Origin of the sequence: Candidatus Phaeomarinobacter ectocarpi, from assembly GCF_000689395.1 — a bacterium.
In the GTDB taxonomy this organism is placed as follows: Bacteria; Pseudomonadota; Alphaproteobacteria; order CGMCC-115125; family CGMCC-115125; genus Pyruvatibacter; species Pyruvatibacter ectocarpi.
Window position 1 is genome coordinate 137378 of record NZ_HG966617.1, and the last position, 14126, is coordinate 151503.

Below are 14126 nucleotides of genomic sequence, written 5' to 3' on the forward strand. Positions count from 1 at the left end.
GACTTTGTAATAGACCGTATGGTCTATATCGCCAATTTGCGTTTATGGCGTATCGATTTGCGCAGCGCCAATCTGCTCAAGAATAAAAGCAACGGCGTCATCAGGCGCGTGGATGGATGTATCCACAATCAGATGCGGCTCGGGCCAGGGTGCGTAGTCGCGGCCCGTTACGTCGTCCCAGCTCGGCAAATTGAAGTCCGCGATGTCTGTGGTCCGTGTCTCAACCCGGTTGCGGTGGTCGGCGGCATCGCTGCACACAAGCTCAATCTCATGAGCCAAAGCACCTGCATCCTGCGCGATCGTTCGCCATGCCTCCCGGGTCAGTGCCCACGGATTGACGCTCTCTGCCACCACATCGAGCCCCAGCGCCAGATTGTCTGCGGCGACGTCCATGGCCACGCGATAGCCATGGTCCACCACCTCCACCGGTGCCATCGGGGACGACCGGATGGCCTGCTCAATGGTGTCCACCCGCACATAGACGGCACCAAGGGTTCGGGCGAGGGGTCGGGCGAGGGTGGTTTTGCCGGTACCGGGCAGGCCTGAGAGTATGAGAAGCTGCGTCATATGCGTTTGTCCTGCGAATCCCTGACGAAATCACATTCTAGGCTTGATCCGTCGGGTCCGCAGCGCTATCACTCGCCCCCTCGTGCCGCCGGACATGGCGACCGCACGGGCCCAGGTGGCGGAATTNNNNCGCTAGCTTCAGGTGCTAGTGTCCGAAAGGACGTGGAAGTTCGAGTTTTCTCCTGGGCACCACTCTTCACGACAGTAAAAAACCGGTGCATTGTCCGGCCCATGACAACAACACTCCACAAGGGCGATCTGCCTGACGGTCTGGACCTCGGCGCGGTCGTCGCGGTCGACACCGAAACCATGGGTCTCAACCCGCATCGTGATGAACTGTGCGTGGTGCAGCTTTCCTCAGGCGACGGCACCGCCCATGTGGTGCAGATGGACCGGGCGACCTATGACTGCCCGAACCTCAAAAAAATGTTTGCTGACCCGGCCTGCGTGAAGCTCTTTCACTTCGCGCGCTTTGACGTTGGCATGGTGCGCAAATACCTGGGCGTCGAATGTGCCCCTGTCTATTGCACCAAGATCGCATCCAAGCTGGTGCGCACCTACACGGACCGCCACGGGCTCAAGGATCTGAGCCGCGAATTGCTGGGCATTGATATGTCGAAGCAGCAGCAAAGCTCGGACTGGGGTGCCGATACCCTGAGCGAGGCACAGCTGGCCTATGCTGCCTCAGACGTGCTGCATCTCCACAAGCTCAAAGAGCGCCTCGATATGATGCTGGCGCGCGAGGGGCGCACAGAGCTGGCTCAGGCCTGTTTTGACTTCCTGCCCACCCGCGCGAGCCTTGATCTCGCCGGTTGGCCGGACGTGGATATTTTTTCACACTAGGACCCGCAATTTCGGCAGCTGCACGCCTCCAAAACGCCTGATTTATGGGCATTCTGGTTGACCCTACAGGGCCTGCGGAGACATACTCCGGCGCAAGCTCTTGCTTCTGGCAAGGTTTTTGCTTAAACGCGCCTTTTCGGCGCGGCATGGGCGTCTGGATTGGCGTCTGGATTTCTCCGGGAAAGCGGCACTTCATTCTATGGCCAAGACACAGATACCAGCTTCGGCGACAGAGTCTGCTGACCCGGACTCCGCTTCCGAGCCAGGACCTGAGGACCGCGAAGCTGCTGGCCGTGTGCTGACCCTTGCCTCAGATGCACTGGCAAAGCTGCGCGACACCCTGGATGGTCGATTTTCCCAGGCTGTGGACGCCATGCAGGCCACGCAGGGCCGCGTGATTGTGTCCGGCATGGGCAAGAGCGGCCACGTGGCACGCAAGATTGCCGCGACCCTGGCCTCAACAGGGACGCCCGCCCATTACGTGCATCCCGGTGAGGCCAGCCATGGCGACCTGGGCATGGTCACCCGGGGAGACTGCCTGTTGGTGCTGTCCAACTCCGGTGAGAACCAGGAGCTTGGCGACATCATTGCCCATGGCAAACGCATCAACACACCGCTGATTGCCATTACCAGCAAAGCGGACTCGACTCTGGCGCGGGCGGCCACGGTGCTGCTGCATCTGCCCGAGGCGGAAGAAGCTTGCCCCATGGGCATGGCTCCGACCACATCCTCCACAATGATGATTGCACTCGGAGACGCGCTTGCAGTGGCGCTCATGGAGCGGCGCGGCTTCACCAAGGACAAATATCGCGAACTGCATCCCGGTGGCCGCTTGGGCCAGATGCTGGTGCGCGTGTCAGACATCATGCATCCCGTCGAGCGTGTGCCGATGGTCAAGCGGGATACGAAGGTGCCTCAGGCGGTTGCGCAGATTACCGCAAGCGGATTTGGCTGCACGGGTGTTGGCGATATTGCGGGACGGTTGATCGGCGTCATCACCGATGGCGATCTGCGTCGGCATCTGGGCGCAGACCTGGTGAGCAGAGACGCGACAGAGGTCATGACGCCTTCGCCGCGCACCATTGCCAAGGATGCCTTGGCCGGTGAAGCCATTGCCCAGATGAATGAAGTTGACCCACCGGTGATGGTTCTGTTCGTCGTGGACACAGCATCCAACGACCCTCAGGCGCCTGTGGGCATCCTGCATATGCACGACTTGCTGCGGGCAGGCTTTGCATGAGCCTCAGCGGAACATCCAGCACATTGCAACGGCGCACGACCCCGACGGGGCAGCGCAAGCAGGCCAATGCTGCAAGCGCCAGAGCTTACAGCCGGTTCGTATCGGCCATGAAACTTGGATTGGCGCTGACGGCGGCCGCACTCATTGTGGCACTGCTTTTTCTGTCCGGCACCTTTGACGGCCCGGACGAACTGGACATTACATTTTCGGAAGTGACATCGCGTACGGATGATCTGCGCATGGTCAGCCCGCGCATCTCTGACATTGACGACGAAGGGCAGCCATACACCATCACGGCAACAAGTGCCGTTCAGGATGCGGACGATCCAGCTCTCATTCATCTTGACAATGTTCAAGGTGACCTTGTGAGCGCCACTCAATCCTCTTGGACATCTGTCACGTCATTGAACGGATTGCTGAACACGGACGAAGAATGGATCGATCTTGAAAAGGACGTGATGCTGTTCACCGATGGCGGCTTCCAGTTTCAGGGTGACCTTGTACGGGTTGATCTGGCGTCCGGCGATATTTCCAGCGACACGCCTGTGTTTGCGCAGGGGCCTGATGGAACAGCGGAAGGTGGTGGCCTGCGCGTGACGGACTCCGGCAACACGATCACGCTGATCAATGGTTCCAAGGTCGTGATATTTGATGCGGGCGGCGGTGGGTCGTCCAGCATTTTTGGAATCGCAGACGAATAACCAGACGAGCGGCCGGGGCTGGCTGCATACGAACGTCGGGGCATGACGCAGGAAAGCGATTGAATACGATGAAGAAGATACAAGACCTAAGCCGGCTTCTGCCCGCAGCATGTTTTTCCCTTGTGGTGGCAGTTGGCAGTGCTGCTCTCATCCCGTCGGCTATGGCCCAGGAAGAAGCGCAGGAAACCGGCGATGGATTTACGGATGATCCCGGCGAGCCCATCGAAGTTGTGTCGGACACAGCCGAGTGGAAGCGTGCAGAAAACCTCGCCATCTTCACGGGCAGGGTGGACGCTGTGCAGGGCACCATGCGACTGCGCGCCGACAAGGTCTTTGTGCACTATGTGCAAAAAGACAAGGCCGAAGGCGAGGCTGAGGCTGAACTGGTGAAGGAAGATGTGCCCGAAGGGTTTGAGGGCGATCCTGAGCCCGGTCCGGCGCCCGGCCAGAGCATCACCAAAATTGATGCCAAGGGAAACGTCATCATCACCGACATTGACGGTCAGACCGCAGTGGGTGACTGGGCGCTCTACGACATGAAGAAGCGCGAAATCTACATGGGCGACACCGTCGTGCTCACCCAGGGTGAAAACGTCATTCGCGGCCAGAAGCTGGTTATGAATCTGGATACCGGCCAGACGGTCGTAGATGCAGGTGCAGCTGGCGCTGAAGGCAGCCAGGGCGGGCGTGTTCGCTCCGTATTCGTCCCGGCCGACGAAGAAGAAGGCGGCTGATAGACAGCCGTTGGGGGCATATTTTTCCGATGATCCGACACAGGAAGGCAAAAATCGTGCCTTTTTTGCCGTCAGACCATCATGGTTCACAGATTTTTAAGCGCGCAGGCTAACTAATGACCGGTATGAACGGGGAAACCACAGGACAGACAGCGAATGCCACGGAGCAATCCGGCGGCCCGCGTCTTGTTGCGGCATCGTCCGGGTTGATCATTGAAGGCATCGGCAAGAGCTTCAATAAGCGCCCTGTTGTGCGTGGCGTGTCCATGAATGTGGAGCGTGGCGAGGCCGTGGGCCTGCTGGGACCAAACGGCGCCGGCAAGACAACCTGCTTTTACATGATCGCCGGACTTATCGAGGCGGACTATGGCTCAGTCGAATTGGACGGCGTCGACATCTCCAAGCTGCCCATGTATCGCCGCGCCCGTATGGGCATCGGTTACCTGCCACAGGAAGCATCCATCTTCCGTGGGCTGACAGTTGAAGAGAACATTCGTGCCGTCATCGAGCTTGTGGAGAGCGACCACGGCCGCCGCGAGAACATGCTGGATGAATTGCTGGCAGAATTCTCGATCACCCATCTGCGCCGCACGCCATCAGTTGCCCTGTCAGGCGGTGAACGGCGTCGTGTGGAAATTGCCCGCGCCATGGCCGCGCAGCCAAACTACATGCTGCTTGATGAGCCCTTTGCCGGTATTGATCCAATCGCGACCGGTGACATCCACGAGCTTGTGAGCCACCTCAAGGACCGTGGCATCGGTGTGTTGATCACCGACCATAATGTGCGTGAGACGCTTGAGCTGATCGACCGCGCATACATCATCCATGATGGGCGCCTTCTGCTTGAAGGCCTGCCCTCCGAGATTGTTGGCAACGAAGATGTTCGTCGCCTGTATCTCGGCGAGCGCTTTTCGCTGTAGGCGGGGAAGCGGGGCGCGATGGCATTAGCACCACGTCTGGAGATGCGCCAGGGCCAGTCCCTGGTCATGACGCCCCAGCTGCAGCAGGCCATCAAACTCCTGCAGCTTTCAAATATCGAACTTGCGTCTTTTGTTGAGCAGGAGCTGGAGAAAAACCCGCTTCTGGACCGCGATGAGCGCGCAGAGATACCTGACCTTGCCGGCGAAAGCGCCGAACGCGAGCGCGCTGACAGCGCCAATACCGACACAAATGCGGATATGGGTGGGGACAGCAGCAGCGCCGACACGACTGCGAGCGCTTCAGGTGACGCCATGGCCGAGCCAGACCCGGCGCCGGTGTCGCTTGATGATGCGTCACCCGCAACCGAAATTGATTCCGGCTTTGAAGACATGTACCCGGAAGATACAGGCTCTGATCGGTCGGGTACGGAAGCTGATGCGACGCCTGCGGCGCTTGGCGGCTCCGACTGGTCATCTTCCGCCGGCGGATCAGGCGGTGGCGTTGGCGGCGACAGCGAGCTTGATCTCGAAAGCCGGCTCACCCGCGACCTGACATTGCATGAGCACCTGACCGAGCAACTGGACGTGGCGATATTTGACCCGGCCAAACGCATGATCGGACGATTCCTGATCGATTGCGTTGATGATGCGGGCTATCTGCGCTTTGACGATCTTGAAGATGGTGTTGACGGTCTTAATGACATTGCCTCACGCCTTGGCTCGCCACGCAAGGACGTGGACGAAGTCCTGACGGTGATGCGCGGCTTTGAACCCACAGGCGTCATGGCCCGCTCGCTCAAGGAGTGCATGGCGCTCCAGCTTGCAGAGATGGATCATCTTGATCCCGCCATGCAGTGCTTCCTGGACAATCTCGAGCTTGTGGCACGCCGGGATCTCAACCAGCTGTGCAAGGTCTGTGGCGTTGATGAAGAAGACATCCGCGATATGATCGAAGAAGTGCGGTCTTTGGATCCGCGCCCGGGTCTGACCTTTGGTGGCGAGGCGGCAGCCCCCGTGGTGCCGGATGTATTTGTCCGCTCCGCTCAGGGTGGCGGCTGGACCGTCGAACTCAACACCGAGACATTGCCGCGCGTGCTTGTGAACCAGCAGTATTACGCAACGGTCTCAGGCGCGACGCAGAAGAAGGACGACAAGCTGTACCTGTCGGACTGCCTGCAGAGCGCCAACTGGCTGGTCAAAAGCCTCGACCAGCGCGCGCGCACGATTTTGAAGGTCAGCCGCGAGATCGTCCGCCAGCAGGACGGCTTCTTTGCCCATGGCATATCGCACCTGCGGCCTCTCAATTTGAAGACCATCGCTGACGCCATCGAGATGCATGAGTCGACGGTGAGTCGCGTGACCTCGAACAAGTTCATGGCAACGTCGCGCGGTGTGTTCGAGCTGAAATATTTCTTCACTTCAGCGATTTCAGCCACCGATGGCGGGGATGCCCACTCGGCTGAGGCGGTGCGCCATCGGATTCGCGAACTGGTGGATGCAGAAAGCCCGGCAAAAATCCTGTCTGATGACAAGATTGTTGAGATTCTCAAGCTCAGCGGCATTGATATTGCGCGGCGTACCGTGGCGAAATACCGCGAAGCCATGCACATTCCATCATCGGTTGAACGTCGCCGGGCAAAACGTCTAAGTGCTTGACAAATAAGGTTTGTTTGGCCCGGCTTTACCGTGATCCAAGGGTGTAAAACCGCGAGTTGACACCCCCAAGCGACCTCACTAGGGTCCGGCGCTCGTACGCGAATGTTGGCCTTTGAGAGGCGATTTTCGAGGAGAGGCGGGGAACCGCCGACGCGCTGCCAGCGCACATGTTTGGTAGCCGCGCTTCACAACACGACTTTTGATATTTGAGGCTCCATGCAGGTTCAGGTTACCGGCAAGCATATTGATGTGGGGGACGCATTGCGGACCCATGTGACGGATCGTCTTGAGGCAGCCGCTGAGAAGTATCTCGGCCGCGCCACCGACGCCCATGTGGTGTTTTCAAAAGAAGGTCACGAGTTTCAGGCCGATTGCACCTTGCGGCTTGGTCACGGCGTCGTGCTGCAGACCAAGGATCGCGCGGGCGACATCTATGCGTCTTTTGATGGCGCCGCTGAAAAGATGGAAAAGCGTCTGCGTCGTCACAAGCGCCGGCTGAAAGATCATCACGCAGAAGGCCGCCAGGCACCTGAAGAAATTGACCTTCCCGCACGCGTGCTTGCTGCGGAAGCTGAAGAACATGATGCGGCGGACAGTGCCGATGATCAGCCCATCATCATTGCTGAAACCACGACCAAACTACAGCGCCTGTCAGTTGGTGAAGCTGTCATGCGCATGGACTTGGCCGACGCGCCCTTCCTGCTGTTCAAGGCGGGCGAGGCGGGTGACGTGAATATGGTGTATCGCCGCGACGACGGGAACATCGGTTGGGTGGAACTCGGCAGCAAGGGCTGACCGGCACCTGTAACGCGCGCGGGTTCGACGTAATCGACCGTGCAGGATTTTGATTTTTTGCATGCTATAATGCCGGTTCGGCTGAGGGCATGCCATTCAGGGACGTGACATGGATCTTTCAGATCTTTTGGCGGCCGACCGCGTATTTGCAAGCCTCCATGCAGGCAGCAAAAAGCAGGTTCTTCAGGACCTGGCCGCCCGGGCCAGTGAAGCCAGCGGTATTGATGCGCGCGTCATTTTCGACGCGTTGATTGAGCGCGAGCGCCTGGGCTCAACCGGTGTTGGCCATGGCATTGCCATTCCTCATGCCCGTCTTTCAGAGATGACCCAGCTTGAGGGGTTCTTTGCACGCCTCGAGACATCCATAGAGTTTGATGCTGTGGACGATGAGCCGGTGGACCTAGTGTTCCTGCTGCTGGTGCCAGAAGAATCCGGTGCCGACCATCTCAAGGCACTGGCGCGCATCTCGCGCCTGCTGCGCAACGAAGGCGTCACCAATACGCTGCGCAACGCAAGTTCGGCGGACGAGATCTACCAGACCCTGACACGCCCTGCTGAAAGCCACGCGGCCTAGGCATTCTCACTCGGGTCAACAATACAGTGAGCGTCGGCTCAGCCTTCAGGCGGCCAATCGGTTGCGGATAGCGCCAACGCACGCATCAGCATTCTCTATCTGCACGAAGTGGCTGGCTCCCTGGATTCGATCAAGCGTCGCGCCAGGTACCTGCGACGACCATTCCACTGCCCAATCCCACGGATAGGTCCAGTCATCGTCGCCAAAGACGAAATGAACCGGACAGTGGTCCCACTTTTTCAATGCCTGAAACACGTCCTCACACAGATTGCGCAGCGGACTGCGGTCGTCATCATAGGGTATGAGAAACGGAAACTGCATGATGCTCGCCTTGGACTTTACGTCCGGCCATGGCGCATCAAATGCAGTCTTCATCTCGTCTTTCTCAGCAGTATTGACGCGCAACGACATGGAAACGATATCGCCGACCGGCATGTCGGTGGCGTATTTGGCAGGGTCCCGCGTTGTTTCTTTCCAGACCTGCAAACCCTCCGCGAAATGAAAGCCATGATGGGCGATCGCTGTGTTGAAAATGAAAAGCCGATCGAAAAGATTGGGACGAGTTAGAATGTTACTCAGTCCGATAATGCCGCCCCAGTCCTGAACGACAAGATTCACAGACGTGAGATTCAATGCCGAGATCAAGTGGCTGACTGAATCGATGTGCTTTCGGACTGAATACCAGTTGCGGTTGGTCGGCTTGTCGGAGCGACCATGGCCAATGAGGTCGAGCGCGATGCAGCGATACCCATCCTGAACAAGCTGAGGGATCCAGTCGTGATAGAGATACGACCAGCCTGGGTTGCCATGGACCATCAAGAAAGTTCCCTTCTGTGAACCGTCCTTGGGACCTTCATCGGTGTAGTGCATCTTGAGACCGCGCCACTCAATATAGTTGGGCGCAAAGTCATAGCGTAGGAGATCCGCAAAGCGTTCCTCTGGCGTTACGTAGACTTCCCCCGGGTCTTCATCGAAGTGAGCTTGCTCATAAATGTCAGCCATGGCGTGTCCTTCACAACCCAAGTACGTTTCCTGAATTCGCATATGTAACATGAAAAACCGGCAAAAGAAAAATAAAGTTATAAAATGGAACCCTCGGCGATAAAACCCAAACAGCTGGTTTTAACCATGCTTGGTGCCAATCCGGATGGCCGACTTACGGTCAACAGGTTGATTGAGGCTGGTCGCTTGTTCGGGATAGAACCTGCGGCATTGCGGGTGTCATTGGGCCGGTTGGTAAAGCAAGGACTGCTCGTGTCGCCAACCCGCGGCACTTATGAGGCAGCGGCACAAGTGCACGCTCTCAACAAGCGACTAAGATCGTGGCGCACAGTTGAGGATGCGCTGACGGATTGGACGGGTGCGTGGCTGATTGCCCATGTAAGCCACCTGGGAAGAGCCGACAAAACACAACTGGCCCGCCGCGAGCGCGCCTTGCGATTGTTCGGCTTTCGCGAAGACGTGTCTGGTGTCTGGATCAGACCAGCCAATCTGGTAGATCCGCTGCAAAAGACGGCCGCAAGATTGCAGGACATTGGCCTGGAAGCTGAAGGCCTGCTCATCAGCGCGACGGACGTCAGCGGGCCGGACGACTTCAATCCGGCCAGGCTATGGGACCGGGCCAAAATAGAAGCCGGGTACCAAGACCTCATTGGCGCAATGGATGATGTAAGTCGGCACGCCAAGGACACCGCGATAGAAGACCTTGCCCGCAAAACCCTTTTGCTTGGTGATCAGGTGATCAAGCACATCAACCTGGACCCCTTATTGCCAAAGGAGTTGGTTGATACGCGTCTGCGCCGCAAGCTGATTGAACGAAGGATCAAGTTTGACGAGCTTGGGATGAAGACGTGGGTGGACTTTCCGCCGCGCCGTTAATGGACGCTGACCGGCTCGAGATCATACTGACGCGCGCCGGCAAAAGCCGCATCGCGATCATCGACGATGGCCATGCGGGTACCATCAGCGGCGTGTACCGCAAAGAACCGGGCATCCGTCGGGATGTCTGTTTCATCACCCACAACATCGCGCACAGCGTCTGGTCCAACTTCGCGGACATAGACGGTCTTGGGCGCGCCAAAGGCGGCGAAGTCCTTGCTGCTCATCGGCGCCAGCAAGTCTACGAACTGTGTTTCATTATTCATCGTGTGTACTCCTTTACTCCTGCCTCTATCTAGACGGCAGTCTTTGTGGGCACAGGTATTTCTTCTGCGTCGATCTCTTTTGCGTCGCGAGCCCTGTCGCCGGTGGCCGATGAACCAATCTCAATCCGTCGCGCCGTCTGGCTGGGTTCTGGCTTGACGAGGTCGATGCTCAGCAATCCGTTTTCCAGATCGGCAGTCTCAACATCCAGGCCGTCTGCAAGAACAAACACCCGCACAAACTGCCGCGCAGCAATGCCGCGATGCAGGAAGGCGCGATCTTCGTCCTCGGTCTGCTTGCCCTTGATGATGAGCTCATTGCCCTCAACCGTCACAGACAGCTCGTCGCGGGTGAACCCGGCGACAGCCAGCGTGATGCGGAAGTGATGCACACCACTTTCGCCCTCTACCGGAGAGGTCTGTTCGATGTTGAATGGCGGATAGCCTTCATTTGAAAGCCGTCCGACCCGGTCCAAAAGCTGTTCAAGCCCGTCAAAGCCCAACAACAGCGGATGGGTAAAAGGGGTAACCCGTGTCATAGCCCAAAGCCCTCACAAAAAAGCGGCTTTTCTCTAGGGTTGGTGCGGTTTTTGGCCACAAATCAACCCATCCAGCCCCATTATGGGCACCGGACACTTAATAAATGGGACTCTCCGGCCAGAAGATCAAGATGTCGCTGCCTGTACCTGGAGTGCTGTTTTCCTTTGGAGAAACGCATCAACCGCCATAGGGTTTTAAAAACAAACGGACTCTCGGGAGGCTAGGCAGATGGCAGACGCAGCAAAAGGCGAGTGGCTGAGCACGGCGTGTAACCTGTGTTACGCCAATTGCGGCATTCAGGTGCAGGTGGGCGGCGAAGGCGACCGTCACATCACCCGCGTGAAGGGCGATAAGAACCACCCGGCGTCGCGCGGCTACACCTGCAACAAGGCCCTGCAGATCGACTACTACGTCAACGGCAAGGACCGGCTGACATCGCCCTTGCGCCGCCGCGATGACGGCACCTTTGAGGAAATTGACTGGGACACCGCCATCACGGAGGTCGCTACCAAGATGGCAGCGATCCGTGACGAGCATGGCGGTGACAAGATTTTCCGCTATGGCGGCGGCGGCCAGGGCAATCATCTGGGCGGGGCCTATTTCTCAAGCGTGCGCGCAGCGCTCGGCATGAAATATCAGACCAACGCTTTGGCGCAGGAAAAAACCGGCATGGCCTGGGTCATGGGCCGCATGTTCGGTGCCAATGTCCATGGTGAAGTGCATGACGCGCAGGCCGTCGTCATCATCGGCAAGAACCCGTGGCAGTCCAACGGCTATCAGCGGGCGCGTGTCATGATCCGCCAGATCGCCAAGGACGAAAACCGCTCCTTGATCGTCATTGATCCACGCCGTTCTGAATCAGCTGAATTTGCGGACTATCACCTGGCCGTGAAACCCGGTCGAGACAGCTGGTGCCTCTCCGCCATGATTGCGCACATCATCCAGTCGGACCTCGTCCCCGAAGATTGGCATGCAGAGCATACCAGTGGTCTTGAGGCCGTTCGCAAGCGCTTCGCCGATATTGATGTTGATGCGTATGCAGAATATGCCGGCATCGAGCCTGCCCTCCTGAAAGAGGCCGCCGAAGCGGTCGGGAAGGCGGAGACGGCTGCAAGCTATGAGGACATTGGTCTTCAGATGGCACCGCACTCAACGCTCAATTCCTACCTCAACAATCTGCTGATGATGGTCACGGGCAATTTCGGCAAGCTCCACACCATGGCGCCGTTGACCCAGCTTGTCGGGCCGTTCTTTGGCTTTGATGATGTAGGTGAGGAGGACGAAGACGGGTATGAGCAGGACTACCGCAAGTCCCCCGTGACCGGCGCACGCATTGTATCGGGTCTAGTGCCTTGCAATACGGTGCCTGACGAGATTCTCACCGACCATCCCAATCGGTATCGCGCCATGTGGATCGAGAGTGGCAACCCGGCGCACTCCATGGCGGACAGCACCAAGTGGCGCGAAGCCTTGCGCGCGCTTGATCTGGTCGTGGTGATGGACGTGGCCATGACGGAAACAGCCCGTGAAGCACACTATGTGCTGCCGTCGCCGAGCCAGTATGAAAAATGGGAAGCGACATTTTTCAATTTCGAGTTCCCCAAGAACGTGCATCACCTGCGTCCGCCGGTCCTGAAACCGGTCGGCAACGTCCTGCCGGAACCGGAAATTCACGCCCGTATCATGGACGCATTGGGCGTTATTGACCCGGCCGAGCTTGCCCCCCTGAAAAAGGCTGCCAAGAATGGCCTTAAGGCCTATTCCGCAGCAGCAATGGAGTATCTGGGCGCCAATCCCGGGAGCTTCAAATATCTCAGCTACATTCTGTACCGCACCATGGGGGCAGCCTTGCCCGAAGGCGCAGAAGCTGCGGCGCTCTATTGGGGCGCGACCCAGCGATACGCCATGGCACATGAAAAATCTTTGCGCCAAGCAGGCTTTGAGGGCGATGGACCAGAGCTCGCGCTCAATCTCTTCAAGGCAATTCTTGAAGGTCACTCCGGCGTGGTGTTTGCGGAAGACAACATCGAGGACTCGTTTGAAAAGCTGCGGCACGCAGACAACCGCATCCATCTCAACGTCGCTGAAATGCTGGACGAAGTGGATGGCCTGTCAGACATGCAGGACCTGGTGGAGGCCCAAGACGATTATGACTTTGTGCTGGCGGCAGGTGAGCGCCGCTCTTACACAGCCAACACGATCATTCGTGACCCGGAATGGCGCAAGAGCAACGACGCAATTTCCATGGCTGTGCATCCAGACGACGCCATTGGAGCCGGCATCAAGGACGGCGGCAAGGCAAAGGTCGTCACGAAAGCCGGCGAGGCCGAGGTGCTGGTGGCCTATGACGACCGCATGCGTCAGGGAACTCTGTCGCTGCCGAACGGACTTGGGCTACTTTATCCTAATGCTCAGGGTAAGGACGAGTTGCAAGGTGTGTCAGTCAATGAGCTGACGTCACTTGCGAACAAAGACAAGTTCTTCGGCACGCCACACCACAAGTTCGTTCCGGCGCGGCTGGAGGCAATGTAACTTCCGGGTACATGAAGTTTGCTATCATTGAGTGTGTATGGTGGTATGAAAATTGCCCCTGCCACTCAATGGATTGCCCAATGATGTACTCGTTCTCCCGATTTGCTTGTATCCTTATATGCGCATGCGCCTGGCATGCGGGAGCTGTGGCCTCTGAAATCGAACCATGGGGAAGCGATGACGAAGGCAGCGGTAAACATCGTCTGTCAGCAGATGAGTTCACACCCTCCAAATGGGGGTGTCAGGAAACGGACACGTTCCATGCCCATTTATCCACGCCGGAGTCCGTGCGCGCCCGGAATGTGGGGGACTCTTTTGATGTCCTGCTTGACCTTGCAATCCCGTCAAACGATCTCGATTTCGCGCACGTTCGGTCGCCCAAGAACCATCCAGCCACCCAACCAGGGTGCGCCGAAGACCCGTTTGTGACGGCGTCTGTCTCGGTAAATTTGCGCGACCAATCCGGCTACACCGCAGTTCTCACGACCTCTTCACCAGCGGCATATCAAGGACGCCTTGATCAGGCGATGGAGCTTCGCCGTAAGGATGACGACTGCCGGCGCATTGGTGATTTCCTGAGATGCCAGGGAATCCATGACAACGGCATGTTCGGGACTTTTCCAGCATCCTTTTACATCTACAGCCCTGAATACGGTCGGCAAAAGGATGAAGACTTCTTCTATACGCAATGCGCCACCAGCTGGGACGATTGCATCGTCACGATGCCCTACTACGAGGACGCGTGGTTGCTGATGCGCCATCCTGAGGACGTTGATGACTATGCGCAACTGAAGGCGACCTATCAGGCGCTTCGGCTGCAAATAGACAGCTACCGCCAGAGTGCCCCGGCCGACAGTCCAATCGAGTAGAGCGCGTGGTGCAC

The 14126-nt window shown here is 57.9% G+C and carries 15 protein-coding genes and 1 tRNA gene; 12 read left to right on the forward strand and 4 right to left on the reverse strand.

The window, feature by feature from the left end; translation table 11 throughout:
* Positions 1–42: 42 nt before the first annotated feature.
* A complete protein-coding gene (locus tag BN1012_RS00640) occupies positions 43–567 on the reverse strand; it encodes a P-loop nucleotide/nucleoside kinase family protein (protein WP_043948099.1) in 525 nt (174 codons plus the stop codon).
* Between the two features lie 109 nt (positions 568–676).
* On the opposite strand from BN1012_RS00640, the gene BN1012_RS00645 reads away from it, so the two are divergent.
* From BN1012_RS00645 to ptsN, 9 genes are all read left to right on the forward strand, one after another.
* Positions 677–759, forward strand: a tRNA-Leu gene (locus BN1012_RS00645).
* Between the two features lie 39 nt (positions 760–798).
* Complete coding sequence (locus tag BN1012_RS00650) at positions 799–1410, forward strand: ribonuclease D (protein ID WP_043948100.1); 612 nt, start codon at positions 799–801, stop codon at positions 1408–1410.
* 199 nt (positions 1411–1609) lie between these two features.
* On the forward strand, positions 1610–2650 hold the full coding sequence (locus BN1012_RS00655; protein ID WP_081826132.1) for a KpsF/GutQ family sugar-phosphate isomerase: 1041 nt from the start codon (positions 1610–1612) through the stop codon (positions 2648–2650).
* Positions 2647–3351 (forward strand): LPS export ABC transporter periplasmic protein LptC, encoded by a 705-nt coding sequence (lptC, locus tag BN1012_RS00660; protein ID WP_043948101.1) that lies wholly within the window; start codon positions 2647–2649, stop codon positions 3349–3351. The genes BN1012_RS00655 and lptC overlap by 4 nt, the downstream gene beginning before the upstream one ends.
* A 68-nt stretch (positions 3352–3419) precedes the next feature.
* A complete protein-coding gene (locus tag BN1012_RS00665; RefSeq protein WP_043948102.1) occupies positions 3420–4085 on the forward strand; it encodes an LptA/OstA family protein in 666 nt (221 codons plus the stop codon).
* Between the two features lie 116 nt (positions 4086–4201).
* On the forward strand, positions 4202–5005 hold the full coding sequence (gene lptB, locus BN1012_RS00670; protein WP_197538323.1) for an LPS export ABC transporter ATP-binding protein: 804 nt from the start codon (positions 4202–4204) through the stop codon (positions 5003–5005).
* Positions 5006–5023: 18 nt separating this feature from the next.
* Entirely contained in the window at positions 5024–6661 is a 1638-nt protein-coding gene (gene rpoN / locus BN1012_RS00675; RefSeq protein ID WP_043948103.1) for an RNA polymerase factor sigma-54, read from the forward strand.
* 216 nt (positions 6662–6877) lie between these two features.
* The gene (gene hpf / locus BN1012_RS00680; protein ID WP_043948104.1) at positions 6878–7456 is read left to right on the forward strand and encodes a ribosome hibernation-promoting factor, HPF/YfiA family; all 579 of its coding nucleotides are present in this window, start codon (positions 6878–6880) and stop codon (positions 7454–7456) included.
* A 109-nt stretch (positions 7457–7565) separates the two neighbouring features.
* Entirely contained in the window at positions 7566–8030 is a 465-nt protein-coding gene (gene ptsN / locus BN1012_RS00685) for a PTS IIA-like nitrogen regulatory protein PtsN (RefSeq protein ID WP_043948105.1), read from the forward strand.
* A 45-nt stretch (positions 8031–8075) separates the two neighbouring features.
* Here ptsN and BN1012_RS00690 read toward each other — a convergent pair whose 3' ends face one another.
* Positions 8076–9032, reverse strand: coding sequence for an alpha/beta fold hydrolase (locus tag BN1012_RS00690; protein WP_052534274.1), 957 nt, complete (start codon positions 9030–9032; stop codon positions 8076–8078).
* Between the two features lie 126 nt (positions 9033–9158).
* Between BN1012_RS00690 and BN1012_RS00695 the strand changes: the two genes are divergently transcribed.
* Positions 9159–9908 carry a hypothetical protein gene (locus BN1012_RS00695; RefSeq protein WP_052534277.1) on the forward strand — a complete coding sequence of 250 codons (750 nt, stop codon included), beginning with the start codon at positions 9159–9161 and terminating at the stop codon, positions 9906–9908.
* Here BN1012_RS00695 and BN1012_RS00700 read toward each other — a convergent pair.
* Positions 9905–10174, reverse strand: a complete 270-nt coding sequence (locus BN1012_RS00700; RefSeq protein ID WP_197538324.1) for a DUF1150 family protein — start codon at positions 10172–10174, stop codon at positions 9905–9907. The genes BN1012_RS00695 and BN1012_RS00700 overlap by 4 nt on opposite strands.
* Positions 10175–10203: 29 nt before the next feature.
* On the reverse strand, positions 10204–10710 hold the full coding sequence (locus BN1012_RS00705) for an Hsp20 family protein (protein WP_043948108.1): 507 nt from the start codon (positions 10708–10710) through the stop codon (positions 10204–10206).
* A gap of 229 nt (positions 10711–10939) precedes the next feature.
* Here BN1012_RS00705 and BN1012_RS00710 point away from each other — a divergent pair, with 229 nt between their 5' ends.
* Positions 10940–13243: a molybdopterin-dependent oxidoreductase gene (locus tag BN1012_RS00710; RefSeq protein ID WP_043948109.1), complete on the forward strand. Its 2304-nt coding sequence runs from the start codon at positions 10940–10942 to the stop codon at positions 13241–13243.
* 146 nt (positions 13244–13389) lie between these two features.
* Positions 13390–14112, forward strand: coding sequence for a hypothetical protein (locus BN1012_RS00715; RefSeq protein WP_043948110.1), 723 nt, complete (start codon positions 13390–13392; stop codon positions 14110–14112).
* Positions 14113–14126 lie beyond the last annotated feature (14 nt).

What these genes read in the sequence shown, in the direction of transcription:
- ptsN (WP_043948105.1), top strand. Translation starts at nt 7,566, where the DNA reads ATGGATCTTTCAGATCTTTTGGCGGCCGACCGCGTATTTGCAAGCCTC.
- BN1012_RS00665 (WP_043948102.1), top strand. Translation starts at nt 3,420, where the DNA reads ATGAAGAAGATACAAGACCTAAGCCGGCTTCTGCCCGCAGCATGTTTT.
- BN1012_RS00710 (WP_043948109.1), top strand. Translation starts at nt 10,940, where the DNA reads ATGGCAGACGCAGCAAAAGGCGAGTGGCTGAGCACGGCGTGTAACCTG.
- BN1012_RS00650 (WP_043948100.1), top strand. Translation starts at nt 799, where the DNA reads ATGACAACAACACTCCACAAGGGCGATCTGCCTGACGGTCTGGACCTC.
- hpf (WP_043948104.1), top strand. Translation starts at nt 6,878, where the DNA reads ATGCAGGTTCAGGTTACCGGCAAGCATATTGATGTGGGGGACGCATTG.
- BN1012_RS00705 (WP_043948108.1), bottom strand. Translation starts at nt 10,710, where the DNA reads ATGACACGGGTTACCCCTTTTACCCATCCGCTGTTGTTGGGCTTTGAC.
- lptB (WP_197538323.1), top strand. Translation starts at nt 4,202, where the DNA reads ATGACCGGTATGAACGGGGAAACCACAGGACAGACAGCGAATGCCACG.
- BN1012_RS00640 (WP_043948099.1), bottom strand. Translation starts at nt 567, where the DNA reads ATGACGCAGCTTCTCATACTCTCAGGCCTGCCCGGTACCGGCAAAACC.
- BN1012_RS00695 (WP_052534277.1), top strand. Translation starts at nt 9,159, where the DNA reads ATGCTTGGTGCCAATCCGGATGGCCGACTTACGGTCAACAGGTTGATT.
- BN1012_RS00700 (WP_197538324.1), bottom strand. Translation starts at nt 10,174, where the DNA reads ATGAATAATGAAACACAGTTCGTAGACTTGCTGGCGCCGATGAGCAGC.
- BN1012_RS00655 (WP_081826132.1), top strand. Translation starts at nt 1,610, where the DNA reads ATGGCCAAGACACAGATACCAGCTTCGGCGACAGAGTCTGCTGACCCG.
- rpoN (WP_043948103.1), top strand. Translation starts at nt 5,024, where the DNA reads ATGGCATTAGCACCACGTCTGGAGATGCGCCAGGGCCAGTCCCTGGTC.
- lptC (WP_043948101.1), top strand. Translation starts at nt 2,647, where the DNA reads ATGAGCCTCAGCGGAACATCCAGCACATTGCAACGGCGCACGACCCCG.
- BN1012_RS00690 (WP_052534274.1), bottom strand. Translation starts at nt 9,032, where the DNA reads ATGGCTGACATTTATGAGCAAGCTCACTTCGATGAAGACCCGGGGGAA.